Annotated in this window: 17 protein-coding genes; 14 read left to right on the top strand and 3 right to left on the bottom strand. The window is 60.4% G+C overall.

The window, feature by feature from the left end; genetic code table 11:
• The gene (locus AC097W_RS02845; RefSeq protein ID WP_479600801.1) at window positions 1-276 is read left to right on the top strand and encodes a septum formation initiator family protein; all 276 of its coding nucleotides are present in this window, start codon (window positions 1-3) and stop codon (window positions 274-276) included.
• A 19-nt stretch (window positions 277-295) separates the two neighbouring features.
• Window positions 296-817 (top strand): hypothetical protein, encoded by a 522-nt coding sequence (locus tag AC097W_RS02840; RefSeq protein WP_479600800.1) that lies wholly within the window; start codon window positions 296-298, stop codon window positions 815-817.
• Window positions 818-825: 8 nt separating this feature from the next.
• On the opposite strand, the gene hslO is transcribed toward AC097W_RS02840, so the two are convergent.
• Both hslO and AC097W_RS02830 read right to left on the bottom strand, forming a co-directional pair.
• Entirely contained in the window at window positions 826-1,815 is a 990-nt protein-coding gene (gene hslO, locus AC097W_RS02835; RefSeq protein ID WP_479600799.1) for an Hsp33 family molecular chaperone HslO, read from the bottom strand.
• A gap of 13 nt (window positions 1,816-1,828) precedes the next feature.
• Window positions 1,829-2,353 (bottom strand): gamma carbonic anhydrase family protein, encoded by a 525-nt coding sequence (locus AC097W_RS02830; protein WP_479600798.1) that lies wholly within the window; start codon window positions 2,351-2,353, stop codon window positions 1,829-1,831.
• 38 nt (window positions 2,354-2,391) lie between these two features.
• Here AC097W_RS02830 and AC097W_RS02825 point away from each other — a divergent pair, with 38 nt between their 5' ends.
• The 11 genes from AC097W_RS02825 to AC097W_RS02775 all read left to right on the top strand — a co-directional run bounded on the left by AC097W_RS02825 (window position 2,392) and on the right by AC097W_RS02775 (window position 12,162).
• Window positions 2,392-3,189 carry a ferritin-like domain-containing protein gene (locus AC097W_RS02825; RefSeq protein ID WP_479600797.1) on the top strand — a complete coding sequence of 266 codons (798 nt, stop codon included), beginning with the start codon at window positions 2,392-2,394 and terminating at the stop codon, window positions 3,187-3,189.
• Between the two features lie 124 nt (window positions 3,190-3,313).
• On the top strand, window positions 3,314-5,056 hold the full coding sequence (locus AC097W_RS02820; RefSeq protein ID WP_479600796.1) for a methyl-accepting chemotaxis protein: 1,743 nt from the start codon (window positions 3,314-3,316) through the stop codon (window positions 5,054-5,056).
• A 16-nt stretch (window positions 5,057-5,072) separates the two neighbouring features.
• Window positions 5,073-6,638 (top strand): methyl-accepting chemotaxis protein, encoded by a 1,566-nt coding sequence (locus AC097W_RS02815; RefSeq protein WP_479600795.1) that lies wholly within the window; start codon window positions 5,073-5,075, stop codon window positions 6,636-6,638.
• Between the two features lie 34 nt (window positions 6,639-6,672).
• Complete coding sequence (locus AC097W_RS02810; RefSeq protein WP_479600794.1) at window positions 6,673-7,095, top strand: hypothetical protein; 423 nt, start codon at window positions 6,673-6,675, stop codon at window positions 7,093-7,095.
• Between the two features lie 56 nt (window positions 7,096-7,151).
• On the top strand, window positions 7,152-7,562 hold the full coding sequence (locus AC097W_RS02805; RefSeq protein WP_479600793.1) for a hypothetical protein: 411 nt from the start codon (window positions 7,152-7,154) through the stop codon (window positions 7,560-7,562).
• Window positions 7,559-8,920 (top strand): TolC family protein, encoded by a 1,362-nt coding sequence (locus tag AC097W_RS02800; RefSeq protein WP_479600792.1) that lies wholly within the window; start codon window positions 7,559-7,561, stop codon window positions 8,918-8,920. Before AC097W_RS02805 ends, AC097W_RS02800 begins: the two co-directional genes overlap by 4 nt.
• Entirely contained in the window at window positions 8,917-10,338 is a 1,422-nt protein-coding gene (locus AC097W_RS02795; RefSeq protein WP_479600791.1) for a multicopper oxidase family protein, read from the top strand. Before AC097W_RS02800 ends, AC097W_RS02795 begins: the two co-directional genes overlap by 4 nt.
• A 21-nt stretch (window positions 10,339-10,359) precedes the next feature.
• Window positions 10,360-10,878 (top strand): cupredoxin domain-containing protein, encoded by a 519-nt coding sequence (locus AC097W_RS02790; protein ID WP_479600790.1) that lies wholly within the window; start codon window positions 10,360-10,362, stop codon window positions 10,876-10,878.
• Window positions 10,879-10,897: 19 nt separating this feature from the next.
• Entirely contained in the window at window positions 10,898-11,206 is a 309-nt protein-coding gene (locus AC097W_RS02785) for a copper-binding protein (protein WP_479600789.1), read from the top strand.
• A 22-nt stretch (window positions 11,207-11,228) separates the two neighbouring features.
• Window positions 11,229-11,696 (top strand): DUF411 domain-containing protein, encoded by a 468-nt coding sequence (locus AC097W_RS02780; protein WP_479600788.1) that lies wholly within the window; start codon window positions 11,229-11,231, stop codon window positions 11,694-11,696.
• Between the two features lie 4 nt (window positions 11,697-11,700).
• Window positions 11,701-12,162 (top strand): hypothetical protein, encoded by a 462-nt coding sequence (locus AC097W_RS02775; protein WP_479600787.1) that lies wholly within the window; start codon window positions 11,701-11,703, stop codon window positions 12,160-12,162.
• Here the strand turns inward: AC097W_RS02775 and AC097W_RS02770 are convergent.
• Entirely contained in the window at window positions 12,144-13,187 is a 1,044-nt protein-coding gene (locus AC097W_RS02770; RefSeq protein WP_479600786.1) for a DMT family transporter, read from the bottom strand. The two genes, AC097W_RS02775 and AC097W_RS02770, sit on opposite strands and share 19 nt — an antisense overlap.
• 65 nt (window positions 13,188-13,252) lie before the next feature.
• On the opposite strand from AC097W_RS02770, the gene AC097W_RS02765 reads away from it, so the two are divergent.
• Window positions 13,253-16,213: a bifunctional diguanylate cyclase/phosphodiesterase gene (locus tag AC097W_RS02765; protein ID WP_479600785.1), complete on the top strand. Its 2,961-nt coding sequence runs from the start codon at window positions 13,253-13,255 to the stop codon at window positions 16,211-16,213.
• Window positions 16,214-16,224 lie beyond the last annotated feature (11 nt).

Below are 16,224 nucleotides of genomic sequence, written 5' to 3'. Positions count from 1 at the left end.
GTGGGCAACCGCATCGTCCCTGCTGCCTTAATCGCCTTGCTGGTGATCTTGCACGGCCAGCTATGGTTCGGCAGGGGCAGTGTGCCAAGCGTCACCCGCATGACCGGGCAGCTTGATGTGCAGAAGCGAAGCAATGCACAAGCTGCCCTGGCCAACGACCGCCTTTCTGCGGAAATAAGCGATCTGCGCGAAGGTCTGGAGATCGTTGAAGAAAAAGCCCGCTCCGAATTGGGCATGGTTAAGGCTAACGAGATTTACGTCCAGGTTGCGAAGTAGCGCAAACCATGGTCGCCCGATGAAGATTGCCATCCTCGGGGCACCAGGCACCGGAAAAACCTGGCTAGCCCAGGCCTTGCGCCTTGCACTGGAACAGAGCACGACTGCAAGCAGCATCCACATTGCGGACTCACCGCCGCTCATGGCAGTAATCCTGGCCGCTAGCATCAGCGACCCTCGTCTTCCAGACACGCAGCTCACCCTCCTTGCACGGGAGCACCACCGCAGTTTTGATCTGACCCTGATCACCGGCTTGGATCTTCCATGGCTGACCACGGGGGCGCCAACCCAAGAGGCGCGTACGCGCAAACAAATTGACAAGCGCCTGCGCGAGATTCTCGATGAGCATGCCGTCTACTTCACCGTGGTGTATGGCACAGGACAAGCCCGCACCGACTGTGCGCTTCAGGCCATTGCCCACCACAGCGGGCTGCCACTGACAGGCACCGGATCAGGCAATCCGGCGTGGCAGTGGAGTTGTGAAAAGTGCTCGGATGCCGATTGCGAACACCGGCTGTTCAGCGTGTTGCTGAAAGCCTGAAGGCCGGCTCAATGGGGCTCTAGACCACCCGGCGCCTGCTGCACCGGCGCCGTGAAAAGCTGCGCTGCATCCACCGCATCAAAGCGGTATTGCACGCCGCAAAACTCACACGCCACCTCAATATCCGCCCGCTCGGAAAGAATGCTTTCGGCTTCTTCGCGGCCCAGGCTCACAATCATGCGGCCCACCCGTTCACGGCTGCAACTGCAGGCAAAATGCGGCGCGGTGTCCCCCTGCATAGGCTCAAACCGGGTGATCTGCTCTTCCCAGAATAGCCGGTGCAAAATGGTTTCCACATCCAGCGTGAGCAACTCTTCCTTCTTCAGGCTGCCAGCCAGGATGGCGATGCGGTTGTAGTGCTCATTGAGGCCGATTTCGTCCTCGTTTTCCTTGCTGACCATGCTGCCCGCCAGGTTGCCCGTACCCTGCATGGGCAGGCGTTGAATCAGCAAGCCCGCGGCAATCTGGTCATTGGCCGCGAGGACCAGGGTGGTGTCGAGCTGTTCGCTTTGCAGCATGTAATGCTCCAGTACGGAGCTGAGTTTTTCTATTTTTCGACCCTGGTCATCAAACAAAGGCACAACCCCCTGGTAAGGCTGCTGGCCGGGGAATTTGCTGTTCGGGTCAAGGGTAATGGCGCAACGCCCCTCGTTGGACACATTGACCATCTGACTCAGCGTGGCCGCCGCATCCACCTGCCCCACCACCGTGGCCGTCGCGCGCAGCGCCAGATTCGGCTCCACTTCGACCACGGCCAGCTTGACCGGGCCATCCCCAAATATCTGCAGTACCAGTGAACCGTCAAACTTGATGTTGGACTGCATCAGGGCCGCTGCAGCCACCATCTCGCCCAGCATGTCGCGCACGGGCACGGCATACGCACCGGTTGTGCTGTTGGATGCCCGCCTGCGCAGGATCTCGGTCCAGGTATCGGTCAGCCGCACCACCATGCCGCGCACAGGCAAACCATCAAACAAAAATTTATGAAGTTCAGACACGATTGAATCCCGTCTATGCGATTTTGTGAAGCCCGGCCTTGAAGCGGCGGGCGTTTTCGATGTAATGAAGGGCACTCATCTGGAGACCCGCCTGCTGCTCTGCGGTCAGCTCACGCACCACTTTGGCGGGACTTCCAATGATCATGGAGCCATCGGCAAACTCCTTGCCCTCCGTCACCAGAGCCCCGGCGCCCACAATGCAACCCTTGCCGATTTTGGCGCCGTTGAGCACCACCGCGCCAATGCCAATCAGCGAACCGTCGCCAATGGTGCAACCGTGCAGCATCACCTTGTGCCCCACCGTCACGTTGTCGCCCACGGTGATCGGTTTGCCAATGTCGGCATGCATCACGCTGCCGTCCTGAATATTGGAGCCCTTGCCGATGCGAATCACTTCGGTATCGCCGCGGATGACCACACCAAACCAGACGCTGGAATTTTCGGCCAGCTCCACATTGCCCATCACCTGCGCGCTGTCAGCCACCCATGCCGAATCCGCGATTCGGGGGCTGATATTGTCGAGTTCATAAATTGCCATGGTATTTCCTGAATGTCGGACTACCTAGAATTGTAGGGATGGAACTTAGACAACGCGCCCTTGCAGCCTTTTGCACCACCGACCCGGGCCTGAAAGTGGCCGCCGCGGGAGCCCTGTGGAACGAATCTCCTGCCTTGGAGCCGGACTGCCACGCCCGTCTGAGCCCCCCGAATCAGCCGGGCCGCCCGGTCAAGCCGGAACTGGTGCACCCCCAGCAGGTGCCCCGGCGCTCACCCTACACGGCCGAGGGACACTGCGCCCTGGTGCACTCCATTGCCCATATTGAGTTCAACGCCATCAACCTGGCGCTCGATGCCATCTGGCGCTTTGCCGACATGCCAGCGGCGTATTACCGCGACTGGTTGCGCGTGGCAGCAGAAGAAGCCAAACACTTCGGGCTACTGAGAGCCCACCTGCAAACCCAGGGACACGACTACGGCGACTTTGTAGCCCACGACGGCTTGTGGACCATGTGTGAAAACACCTGCCATGACGTTATTGCCCGCATGGCCCTGGTCCCACGCACGCTAGAGGCGCGGGGACTGGACGCGACGCCCATCATCCAGGCCAAGCTGCGCAAGGTGGGCACTCCCCGTGCATTGGAGACCGTTGTGATACTTGACGTCATACTGCAGGAAGAAGTGGGCCACGTTGCCATTGGCAACCACTGGTACCACTGGCTTTGCGAGCGCGACGGTCTGGATGCAATTGCGTTCCACGCCGAAGCCGCAGCCCGGCACGGTGCGCCCCGACTCAAACCACCTTTCAATCTGGCGGCCCGCAGACTCGCTGGATTTACGGACGACGAGATCAATTCCCTGCCCAAACCAGTATGACTAATGATTGACACACATCAAGCCTGCAAGCAAGCACAGCTTGGTTCCAACACGTATCATGTTCTCGTTGTTGCGCCCACGGGTTTGCAGACAGCACAATAACTACCGCCTGGCCGAAGATCCCATGAACAACTTTAAAATTTCGACCCGGCTAGCGCTGCTGGTCAGCACACTATGCATCATGCTTGTCGCAGGTGCAGCGATGGGGCTGTACGGAATCACCAAAGCGAATGACGCCCTTCAATCGGTTTATCAGGACCGGACGATACCGTTGGCACAACTGGACGACGTTTTGCGGGTTACCCTGCGCAACCAGCTACTCGTCGCATACTCCCTGGCGGAATCCAACCCGGAAAATATCAATAAGTACCTGGCAGAAATTGATGTCAACTCCAAGGAGAGCACTCGGCAATGGGAGGCATACGCGGCATCCAGCCTGAGCCCTGAGGAGGCTGCGCTTGCCAAAGCCTTTGCGACGGAGCGCTCCCGAGCACTGCAGGAAGGGCTTGCGCCGACCACCAGTGCCATTCGGGAAATGAACCTGATTGAGGGGCGACGCCTCAGCAGCGAGGTCATGGCGCCGCTGTATGAAAAAGTGCGTATCAGCCTGGCGCCATTGCAAAAGCTGCAACTGGATATAGCAAAAACAGAATATGACACGGCGGTCCAGCGCTACACCATCATCCGTTTTGCTGCCCTGGCTTCACTGGCTATTGGATTGCCGTTGGTCGTCCTGTTCAGTATCTTTCTCATTCGCAACCTGTCGCAGTCTTTGGCACGCGCCATTGAAGTGGCCAATGCGGTCGCTCAGGGCGACCTGAGCCAATCCATCCAGGTTCAAGGCAAGGATGAAGTGGCCTCGCTGATGCAGGCGCTCGCGGCCATGGGCCAGTCTTTGGTCACGGTGGTATCCAGCGTTCGCCAGGGCTCTGAAGGTGTCGCCACGGCCAGCGCAGAGATTGCCCAGGGCAACAACGACCTGTCCGCCCGCACCGAACAACAGGCCAGCGCACTGGAGCAAACGGCTGCGTCCATGGAAGAATTGAGCTCCACCGTCAAACAGAACGCCGACAGCGCCCGACAGGCCAACCAATTGGCGGCCAGTGCGTCCACCGTGGCCGTAAAAGGCGGCGAGGTGGTGTCCCAAGTGGTGGACACCATGAAGGGCATCAACGAGTCATCCCGCAAGATTGCCGACATCATCAGTGTCATCGACGGCATTGCCTTTCAGACCAACATCCTGGCCTTGAATGCTGCGGTGGAAGCGGCACGCGCTGGCGAGCAGGGGCGCGGGTTTGCGGTCGTGGCGTCGGAGGTGCGCTCACTGGCCGGACGCAGTGCTGAAGCGGCCAAAGAGATCAAGAACCTGATTGGCGCCAGCGTGGAGCGGGTGGAACATGGCACCGCATTGGTGGATCAAGCGGGCGCCACCATGACCGAGGTGGTCAGCAGCATCAAGCGGGTCACCGACATCATGGGCGAGATCAGTGCGGCCAGCAATGAGCAAGCTATGGGTGTGGCCCAAGTTGGCGAAGCCGTAACCCAGATGGACCAGGCCACCCAGCAAAACGCGGCACTTGTGGAAGAAATGGCGGCGGCGGCGAGCAGCCTGAAGTCGCAGGCACAGGAACTTGTGCAAACGGTTGCCGTGTTCAAGCTGGCTGGCGGCAACTACGGCGGCGCCCAGAGATCAGCCCCTCCGAGAGCGTCGGTGCGGTCGAGTACACCCAAAACCACCCCGTTCAAAGGCATCGAACGGCGGGCACAAGGTGTGGCGGGTTCGCCCTCGCAGCGCGCCATGTCGGTACCCAGGGGCAGCAACCCATCCAAACCGGCTGGGGGTGATGCGGATTGGGAAAACTTTTGATTTTTCTGGAATGAACATGAACGCAATCCGCAATCTTCGAATCGGCACGCGCCTGGGTCTGGCCTTCGGCATCATTTTGGTGATCTTGACGATCAGCATCGGCGTGGGGGTCTGGCGCCTCCAGGAACTGGCCTCTACTACGCGCGTACTGGGCACCACCGACAACGAAAAGTTGCAGCTCGCGCTGGAATGGCGACAAACCACCGAGCTGAACTGGATACGTACCAAGGCGCTGCTACTGGGGACAGATCCGAGTCGCGTGCCCATGTGGCAGGCCGAAATGGACAAATCATCGGCATCCGTGGAACGGGCCCGCAAACGCCTGGTGGAACTGGTGCAATCCGAAGAAGGAAAGGGCTTGATTGCCAAGGTGGATGCAGCCCGCGAGACCTATCGAACCCCCCGCGCCAATCTTCTCAAGAAGCGGGCGGCCGGTGAAGACGTTCAGGCGGCCATGGACAAGGAGCTTCTGCCTCTGGCAGACGCTTATATCGATTCGATTCGCCAGATGGAAAAGAGGCAGCAGGCCAATTACGAAAAATCCCTCGCCGTTGCAGAAATGAAGGCGGCTGCCGGGCGACAGATTCTGATGGCCAGCGGCGCTCTGGCGTTGCTATTGGGAACTTACCTGGCGTTCATGCTCACCCGCTCGATCGTCATCCCCCTCCAACAGGCCTCCACCGCGGCCCGGTTCATATCGGATGGCGACCTCACCCAGGAGATTCACAGTTCTGGACGCGATGAAGCCACGGAACTGCTGAATTCCCTCAATGACATGCAGACCAACTTGTCGAGTGTGGTCTCGGGCGTGCGGCAGGGCTCCGAGAGCGTCGCGACCGCCAGCGCGGAAATCGCACAAGGAAACCATGATCTCTCTGCCCGCACTGAGCAGCAGGCCAGCGCGCTGGAAGAAACAGCGGCGTCCATGGAGGAACTCAGCTCAACCGTGAAGCAGAACGCCGATTCTGCGCGACAGGCGAACCAGTTGGCGTTGAGCGCTTCTTCCGTTGCGGTGCGGGGTGGCACTGTGGTCGGGCAGGTCGTGGAAACGATGAAGGGCATCAATGAGTCGTCAAGGAAAATTTCCGACATCATCAGCGTGATTGACGGCATTGCCTTTCAAACCAACATCCTGGCCCTGAACGCGGCCGTGGAAGCGGCGCGTGCGGGCGAGCAGGGACGCGGGTTTGCCGTAGTGGCCTCGGAAGTGCGCTCACTGGCCGGCCGCAGTGCCGAAGCGGCCAAAGAGATCAAGAGCCTGATTGGCGCCAGCGTGGAGCGGGTCGAACATGGCACCACACTGGTCGATCAGGCGGGCTCCACTATGGCAGAGGTGGTGGCCAGCATCAAACGTGTGACCGACATCATGGGTGAAATCAGCGCCGCCAGCAATGAGCAGGCGTCCGGGGTTGCCCAAGTGGGTGAAGCGGTCACGCAAATGGACCAGGCCACGCAGCAAAATGCGGCGCTGGTCGAAGAAATGGCAGCAGCAGCCTCCAGCCTCAAGTCGCAGGCACTGGAGCTGGTGCAATCCGTCGCCGTCTTCAAACTCGATGGTGCGGCCACCGTATTCCTCAGGTAAAGGAACTTTGCTGCAGCCAAAGTATCATCTGTCTATGCGCTTTTTTCTCCTCGCCCTCATGATCGTCCTGCTGCCGTTGCGCAGCTGGGCGGGTGACGTGATGGCGCTGGAGATGGCGCAGCAGCAGTTGGTCGCTACAAAATCAGGAGCGGTTCACGCAATATCTACGGGGGCTACAGCCCTTTTTTCCTCGAACGCAACGCCAAATGACCGTAGCCATTGCCCGGATCATGCGCAAGCCAATGTGGGTGTACCAGCGGCGACGGGTGTCTCCCAAGATACCGCCCAGGACCATTGCAACACCTGCACCACGTGTCAGGTATGCCACTCGGTAGCGATGGCGTCAGAGGTGCAATGGCAGGTTGCTCGCCAATTGCCGCATTACGTACCGATTCCGTCCTCCACGGCGTTCACCAGCGCAGCGCCTGCGCCCGGCTTCAAACCACCGATTTCCTGACTCCCAATCCCGTAGTCCGTCCGCAGTGAACAGATAACGCCTGTTTGCAGTGGGATATGTCTCGTTTTTTGGAGTTTTTCGTGCACCTTCGCTACTTTTCTTGGCGCGCTTGCCCCTTTGGCATTTATCGCGCCGGTCTCACCACGCTGCAGGGCACGCTTTTGCTTGCCACTGCAAGCGCTGGAGCGCAAACCGCTGCTATTCCTACACCTGACACCGCCGCTATCGCCGCAGTAGTGTCCCCGACTGCTTTGGTGCCCCCGGTGCTTTACCGCTCCGTCTTTATCGACACACCCACAGGCGTCGAGACCGAAGAAGCCGACTGGAAACGCGCCAACGCCGAGGTCGGCCAGTTCAAACGCGGCCATATGGACATTCTGCGCTGGGAAGAGGCCCAGGCCGCCAAAGTCCCTGACGCTACAAAAAACATAGCGCCTCGCGCAGGTAGTACGGGGGCTACACCATGAAATCATTCAAACAATTGGCTTGTGCTGCTGCGGTGGTCGCCCTGCTGGCGGGTTGCGCCACCGTGTCACCCGATGGCGGCATAGGTGATGTGCAAGCCCTCACCCAGGGCAAGACCGCCGGTGTGGACGGCACGCTCAGCCGTGGTCCCACACCGGAGGGCGACAAAGCCATCGCCGACCTGCTGGCGCAACCGGTGAGTGACGCGTCCGCGGTACGCATTGCCATGCTCAACAACCCCGGCCTGCACGCCTCCCTGGCCACGCTGGGCCTGAGCGATGCCGACCGTGTGCAGATGGGAAGTCTGCCCAATCCAACCCTGGCACTGGGCCGTCTGACCCAGGGAGATACGGTTGAAATCGAGCGTGTGCTGCGCTTCGACGTGATCGGTCTGCTCACCCTGCCTTGGCGCAGCCAGTGGGCTGGGCGACAAGCCGAGTTGGCCAAACTGCAGGCTGCGCAAGAGGTGGTGAAGCTGGCCGCAGACACCCGCAAGGCCTGGATCAACGCCGTGGCCGCCCAGCAAACCGCCCGCTACATGCGCGACGTGAAAGAAGCCGCTGAAGCGGGCGCCGAGCTTGCGCGGCGACTTGCCAAAGTGGGTAACTGGAGCCGCCTGAACCAGGCCCGTGAGCAGGTTTTTCTGGTCGATGCCACCGCGCAACTGGCGCGCGCCGAGCAATCCGCTTTTTCCAGCCGTGAGCAACTCACCCGGTTAATGGGTTTGTGGGGCACGCAGACCACCTACCAGCTGCCCGAGCGCCTGCCCGACCTTCCCAAAGTGGCGCGCGACATGCAGGACGTCGAAGCGCAGGCTATTCGCCAGCGGCTGGACGTCAAGAGCGCCGTCAGCGAAGCCGCCTACGTGGCGGACTCAGCCGGTTTTGTGAAGCTCAATGGCTTTATCAACGCACTGGACGTGAGCATCACCCACAACACCATTACCGACAACGCAGCGGGCACTTCGGAGGTCAAACGCGGCGTGGGTATTGAGTTGCCCTTGCCCATTTTTGACTGGGGCAACGCCCGCAGTGCGCGTGCGCAAAACCTGTATTTGCAGTCGGTTGCGCGTGTACGCGAGGTGGGTGTGCGTGCCCGCAGTGAGGCGCGCGAGGCCTATCACGGCTACCGCACCGCCTATGACCTGGCGCGCTATTACCGCGATGAGGTGGTGCCGCTGCACCAGTTCATCAACTCGGAAATGTTGTTGCGCTACAGCGGGATGATCTCCAGCATTTTTGAAGTGCTGGCCGACGCCCGTGCCAACGTCATGGCAGTGAACGCCAGTATTGATGCCCAACGCGACTTCTGGCTCACCGATGCTGACCTGCAAACCGCCCTGAGCGGAACTTCAAAATGAATATGAAACCCGACACCCTCAACCGCCGCCGCTTCTTTGCCGGTGCAGCTACCGCGGTCACCGCCGCAGCCGTCAGCCGCGTGGCCATGGCCGCTCTGCCCGAGCCCGTCATCCAGGCCAAGCCCGACACCATGCCTCCGCTGGTGCCCAGCACCGGCCGGCCCTACAACCCGGTCGTCACCCTGAACGGCTGGACATTGCCCTGGCGCATGAACGCGGGGGTGAAAGAGTTCCACCTGGTAGCTGAGCCCGTGGTGCGCGAAATGGCGCCCGGCTTCAAAGCCAACATGTGGGGCTACAACGGCCAGAGCCCCGGCCCTACCATCGAGGTGGTAGAAGGCGACCGGGTGCGCATTTTTGTGACGAACAAACTGCCCGAGCACACCAGCGTGCACTGGCACGGCCAGCGGCTGCCCAATGGCATGGATGGCGTCTCCGGCCTCACCCAGCCGTCCATCCAGCCGGGCAAGACCTTTGTCTATGAATTTGTGGCACGCCGCCCCGGCACCTTCATGTACCACCCGCATGCGGATGAGATGACGCAAATGGCCATGGGCATGATGGGCTTCTGGGTCACCCACCCCAAGCTCAAGAACCCGCTCATAGACGAAGTCAACCGCGACTTCTGCTTCCTGCTCAATGCCTATGATATTGACCCCGGCAGCAAGACGCCCAAGATCATGACCATGCTGGACCACAACCTGTGGTCCTGGAACAGCCGCCTGTTCCCCGGCATCGACTCGCTCAATGTGCGCCTGGGTGACAAGGTGCGCATCCGGGTGGGCAACCTCACCATGACCAACCACCCCATTCACCTGCACGGCCACGAATTCAAGGTAACCGGCAGTGACGGCGGACCGTGGCCTTTGAGCGCGCGCGTGCCCGAGGTCACCACCGACATTGCGGTGGGCCAGATGCGGCAATTTGAGTTTTTGGCCGACGAGGAAGGCGACTGGGCATTCCATTGCCACAAGAGCCACCACACCATGAACGCCATGGGCCATGACGTGCCCACCATGATTGGCGTGGACCACAAAGGCCTGGTCAAGCAGATGCAAAAAGTGCTGCCCGATTACATGGTGATGGGTGAGCGCGGCATGGCTGACATGGGTGAGATGGAAATGCAGATTCCCGACAACACCGCCCCCATGATGACGGGTAGCGGCCCCTACGGTGGCGTAGAAATGGGTGGCATGTTCAGCGTGCTCAAGGTGCGCAAAGACCAGAAGCCCGGCGACTACAGCAACCCCGGTTGGTACAAGCAGCCCGCCGGGACCCAGGCGTTCGAGTGGACGGGGGCATTGCCGGACCCGGCCCGCTTCCAGTCAGAAAGCCAGGGCTCCATGCCACGGGCGCAAACGCCCGCCAAAGCCACCGAAGTTCAGATCCGCAAACCCATGGGCTCGATGGCCCACTGATTTCACCCACAAGGAAACACCATGAAAAACACTATCAAATTCATAGCTGCCTGCGCACTATTGGCGGGGGCTAGCAGCTCGTTTGCCACAGGAAACCATGCCGGAGGCCATACCCATGCCGACGGCGACGCCACGATCGGCAAGGCGGGCGTGGCAGCCCAGGTCACCCGCACCATTGAAATCGACATGAGCGACGCCATGCGCTTCACCCCCTCCAACATCAAGGCCAAGCAGGGCGAGACCATCCGCTTTGTCGTCAAGAATTCCGGTCAGTTGAGCCACGAATTCGTGCTGGGCACCGCCAAAGACCTGAAGGACCACTACGAGGTGATGAAGAAGTTCCCCGAAATGGAGCATGCCGACGACAACATGCTCACCGTCAAGCCCGGCCAGACCCGCGAGATGGTGTGGCAGTTCACCAAAGCCGGCACCATCAGCTTTGCCTGCCTGCACCCCGGGCACTATGACGCGGGCATGAAAGGCAGCATTGCCGTTGCATCGACAAAATCAAAGGCAAAAGCACAAGTTGCCTCCAATTAACCGTAACCAGGAACCCACCATGACCCACCTCAAACGCTTCGCCATCGCCGCTCTGCTCGCGACCACCACCCTGGCTTCCACCGCTCTGCTGGCACAGACCGCCCCGGACATGGCCGCTGGCGAGGTCAAGAAAATTGACAAGGAAGCCCAGAAAATCACGCTCAAACACGGTGAGATCAAAAACATGGAAATGCCCCCCATGACCATGGTTTTCAAAGCGCTGGACCCGGCCCTGCTCGACAGGGTCAAGGTCGGTGACAAGGTGAATTTCAGCGCTGAAAAGCGTGATGGCGCTATCGTCATCACCACGATCGAAGTAGCGAAGTAATCGCCCCCATAAGGAGAGCACCATGCAAAGAAGACACCTTGTTCAGGCCCTCGCGACCCTGGTTGGCAGTGCAGTCATCGCACCGGGTTTGCTGGCCCAGAGCAAACCGCAAGTCGAGGTCTGGAAAGACCCAAGTTGCGGCTGCTGCAAAGACTGGGTCAGCCACCTGGAATCCAACGGCTTTGCCGTGCGGGTGTTTGAAACCGGCAATGACGCAGCCCGCACCCGGCTGGGTGTGCCCGACAAACTGGGTTCGTGCCACACCGCGCTAGTGGGTGGCTACGCCATTGAAGGGCATGTACCCGCCCGCGAGATTCACCGCTTGTTGAAAGAGCGGCCTGCTGCCATTGGCCTGTCCGTGCCGGGCATGCCGGTGGGCTCACCCGGCATGGATGGTGCCATTTACGGCGGACGCAAAGACCCGTATGCGGTGTTGCTCATCCAGCGCGACGGCAGCACGCGGGTTTACCACTCCTACAAAGCAGCTTGAAGCCATGAGCGCCCACGCCACTGGCGGGGATACGTTGAGAGACCTGGGCGCGATATTCCTGGTAGCCGTGGCGCTCAATTACCCGTGGGAACTTGCCCACGGCCCGCTGTTCGTTGGCATGGATTCCTTCCGGGCCATGGGGTGGCATTGCTTTGTTGCTGCTCTGGGAGACGGCGTTCTGGTGTGGATCATTCACGCTACGGGCTGTGCCGCATTCCAGCGTGCAGACTGGTTTGAACGCCCTGGCTTGGCGGGCTACGCCGTCATGCTGGGCATGGGCCTTGCGTTGGCTGTCGGGGTAGAGTGGATTGCGGTGCACACGCTGCATCGCTGGGCCTACACCGCCCGGATGCCCCTGATTCCCGGGCTTGGCATCGGGGTCACACCCGTTTTGCAGATGCTGGTATTGCCGCCCCTTGTCTTTTACCTTGCCGCTAAAACCGTGATTCAGTGCCGATGGCGGTGATGTGCGTCAGGAAAGTGCGCATGGCTATGGCTGAGCGGCAGGTGGCTGTGCCGATGCTGGTGTTGCACACCGGGCGCAACGGGCTGCAAATGGGCATGTTCATGGTGCGGGTCATCGCCATGCGAGTGCATGTGGTCGTGCTCCAGCGGCGCATGGTCGTGGCTGTGCGCATGCCGCTCTGTCAAATGCAGGACGACGCCGACGGCCATCAGTGCGCCACCCACCAGCAGCGGACCCGTCAATGGCTCACCAAGCCACACCACCGACAGCAGGGCCCCCGCGAACGGTGCCACAGAAAAGTACGCGCCGGTGCGCGCTGCGCCCAGGTGGCGCAGTGCCAGCACAAACAACACCAGACTGACCCCATAGCTGCCAAAACCCAAAAACGCCGCCTTGGCCACTACGCTCAGCGCAGGCACTGTCGCACCTGACAGCAAAGCCAGCCCCAGGCTCACTAGGCCTGCAGCCAGGCCCTTGCTCATGGCAATGAATCCTGCATCCAGAAGCGCAATTTTTCTTGTGAGATTGTTGTCTATCGCCCAAGCCAGGCAGGCCAGCACAATGAGTGAAGCAGACACCAGACTACCGCCCTGCACATCACCACTGGCCGGCCAACTCAACACGACCGCACCGATGGCAATGACCAGCATGCCCAGCGCAACCTGGCGGTTCAGGTTCTCCCTGAACACAAACCAGGCCAGCAATGCGGTAAGAACCCCTTCACTGTTGAGCAACAGCGAAGCCCCTGACGCACTGAAGCCGCTCAGACCCAGCATCAGCAGCACGGGGCCGAACACACCCCCGGCAAGTACGGCGCCCGCCAGCCACAGCCACTGGGTGCCCTGCGGCAAGGCACTGCGTTCGCGCCGCAACATCCGAACCAGTGCCAGTCCAAAGCCAGAGCCCAGGTACAGCAGCGCCGCCAGCATCAGCGGATGAACGTCCAGCAACAACACCTTGGCCAGTGGCGTAGCCATACCAAACAGCAGCGCTGCCCCCATTGCATACATAACCCCTGCCCGCATGACAAACTCCTTGCAAAACCAAGTAATATCAAAAAACCCATGCACACCAGAGACAAACCACACCGATGAACCACCGCGTCCCCACGCCAGCGCCGAGCATGGGTCGCCCATGGGTGGTGGCCTTCGCTGTCTTTCTGGTGGGTGCGATGGCGTCTTTCGCAGTGATCTGGAACCTGGAACAACGCACGGTGCAGGACGAGCGCCTGCGCATTGCATACCTCACCAGCGACCATGCGCACTCGATTCAGACCGCCATGGAGCGCGCCTTGTCAGCCGCCTATGCAGTTGCCGCCATGGTACGCCAAGGCAAAGGCAACGTGCCTGACTTTGAAGGTGTGGCAACCGAGATGGTGAAGCTGTACCCGGGCGTGTCCCATTTAACCCTGTCACCCGGTGGCGTCGTGCAGCGTGTGGCCCCTCTGGCCGGTAATGAAAAGTCGATCGGCTTCGATCAACTCAACAGTGTTACGCAAGGGCGGGAGGCCCGTTTGGCACGCGACACCGGCCAGCTGACGCTGGCAGGGCCACTTGAACTGGTTCAGGGCGGTCTGGGCGCCGTAGGACGGCTGCCTATCTTTCTGGACGATGCGCAAGGCAAGCCGGAATTTTGGGGCTTGGCCTCGGTGACCATCCGGTTTCCTCAGGCGCTGGCAAGCAGCCGCCTTGCCCAATTGGCGGACCTGGGGCTGGGATATACCCTGTGGCGCCCTGACCCCGCCACGGGCGCCCGGCAAGTCATTGCCTCTTCGTCAGCCACTGAACTGGACAACCCCGTCGAGCAAAAGCTGGACGTGCCCAACGGGCAGTGGACGCTCAGCATCGCCCCGGTCAAAGGATGGGGAGGCGCACCTGGTTTGATGCTCCAGATTGTGGTTGGCCTGGCGTTTAGCCTGACACTGGCCTACACCGCCCATTTGCTGGTGCGACAGCGAAACCGGGGTGAACAACAGGAAATCCTGATTGCGGAACGCACACGGGAAATAGCCGCTTCACAACGCCGGCTGCAGGCCACCCTGGACGCCATTCCCGACCTGATTCTGGAAATTGGGCTCGATGGAACCTACTATGAGTACCACGCCTCGCGGTCCGACACCACCTCTCCCTCTGCTGAGCATTTTTTAGGAAAAAAGGTCGCTGACGTCCTGCCTCCGGACGCAGCCCACACGGTAATGACGTCCGTGCGGGAGGCGCTGAAGCTCGGTCATTCGCAGGGTGGCGAGTTCATGGTGGAGACATCCCGAAGCCGCCGGTGGTATGAGATTTCAGTGACACTCAAACCCGGTGGAACAGAAGATGAACCGCGTTTCATCGTATTGTCGAGGGACATCACCCAGCGCAAGCAAGCCGAATCCGACCTGCGCATAGCGGCCACCGCGTTCAACTCCCAAGAAGGCGTGGCCATCACCGGGGCCGACGAGCGTATTCTGCGTATCAATCCGGCGTTCACGGAAATTACCGGCTACAACGCGGACGAAGTCGTTGGCAAAAAACTCGATTTTCTCAACTCGGGCCGCCATGCTGCCGGTTTTTACGAGGCGATGTGGGCTGGCGTTCAGCAATCAGACGCATGGCGCGGCGAAATCTGGAATCAGCGCAAGAACGGCGATGTCTTCCCGAGCTATTGCGCCGTGACAGCGGTCAAGGGTGACGACGGCACCATTACCCATTACGTCAATAGCCTGACGGACATTACCCAGCGCAAAGCCACCGAAGAAGAGATCAATAAGCTGGCCTTTTATGATCCGCTGACGGCATTGCCCAACCGCCGCCTCTTGCTGGATCGGCTGCGTCAGGCCCTGTCCTTGAGTGCGCGCAGTGGCCGCACCGGCGCACTGCAATTCATCGACCTCGACAACTTCAAAACCCTCAACGACACCCTGGGCCATGACATGGGTGACCGGCTGTTGCAGCAAGTGGCTCGCCGGCTAACCCAGTGCATGCGCCAGGGCGACACGGTGGCCCGCCTGGGAGGAGACGAATTTGTGGTGTTGCTGGAGGAGCTGAGCAAGAGCCCGGAAGAAGCCGCAGCCATGGCCAAAGCAGTGGGAGAAAAGACGCTGGCAGCCATCAACCAGCCGTACCGGCTCACGGGGCTGGAATACCACATCACTCCGAGCATTGGCATCACGCTGTACAACGACCACCACGAGTCGACCGACGAACTGCTCAAACAGGCCGACCTGGCCATGTACCAATCCAAGGCTGCGGGCCGCAACACGCTGCGCTTTTTTGACCCCACCATGCAGGCCATTGTCACGGCGCGGGCGTCGCTGGAGGCCGACATTCGACAGGGCATTCACAAAGCCCAGTTTCTGCTCCACTACCAGCCCCAGATTGATCGTGATGGCAATACCCTGGGTGCCGAGGTTTTACTCCGCTGGCCGCATCCGCAACGCGGCATGGTGTCTCCGGGCGAATTTATTCCCCTTGCGGAAGACACCGGGCTGATCATTCCACTGGGTAACTGGGTACTGGAAACAGCCTGCTCCCAGTTGGTGCAATGGGCCCGTCAATCCCGCATGGCGAACCTGGCACTGTCGGTGAATGTGAGCGCCCGTCAGTTCCGCCAGCCGGACTTTGTATCCTATGTGCTGGATTTGCTGGATTACACCGGTGCCAATCCGCGCCGCCTCAAGCTGGAACTCACCGAGAGCTTGCTGGTCAACGACGTCGAAGAAACCATTGAGAAGATGGCCACGCTCAAAAACCGTGGCGTAGGCTTCTCGCTGGATGACTTCGGCACCGGGTACTCTTCCCTGTCCTACCTCAAACGCTTGCCGCTGGACCAGTTGAAAATTGACCAGTCCTTTGTGCGCGATCTGATGACGGACGCCAACGACGCGTCCATCGCCCGTACGGTGATCACCCTGGGCCACAGTCTGGGGCTGTCGGTCATTGCCGAGGGCGTTGAGACAGAAGATCAGAAAAATTTCCTGGCCCAGCAAGGCTGTGACGCCTACCAGGGCTACCTCTTGGGTCGGCCCATGCCGCTGGCCGAATTCGAGCAACGCGTGCTGGACCTTTGATTGACCCGACC

This window comes from Rhodoferax sp. GT1R46, assembly GCF_056521285.1.
Note: the sequence above shows the minus strand (reverse complement) of the source record. Positions and strands in the feature narration are given on the sequence as shown.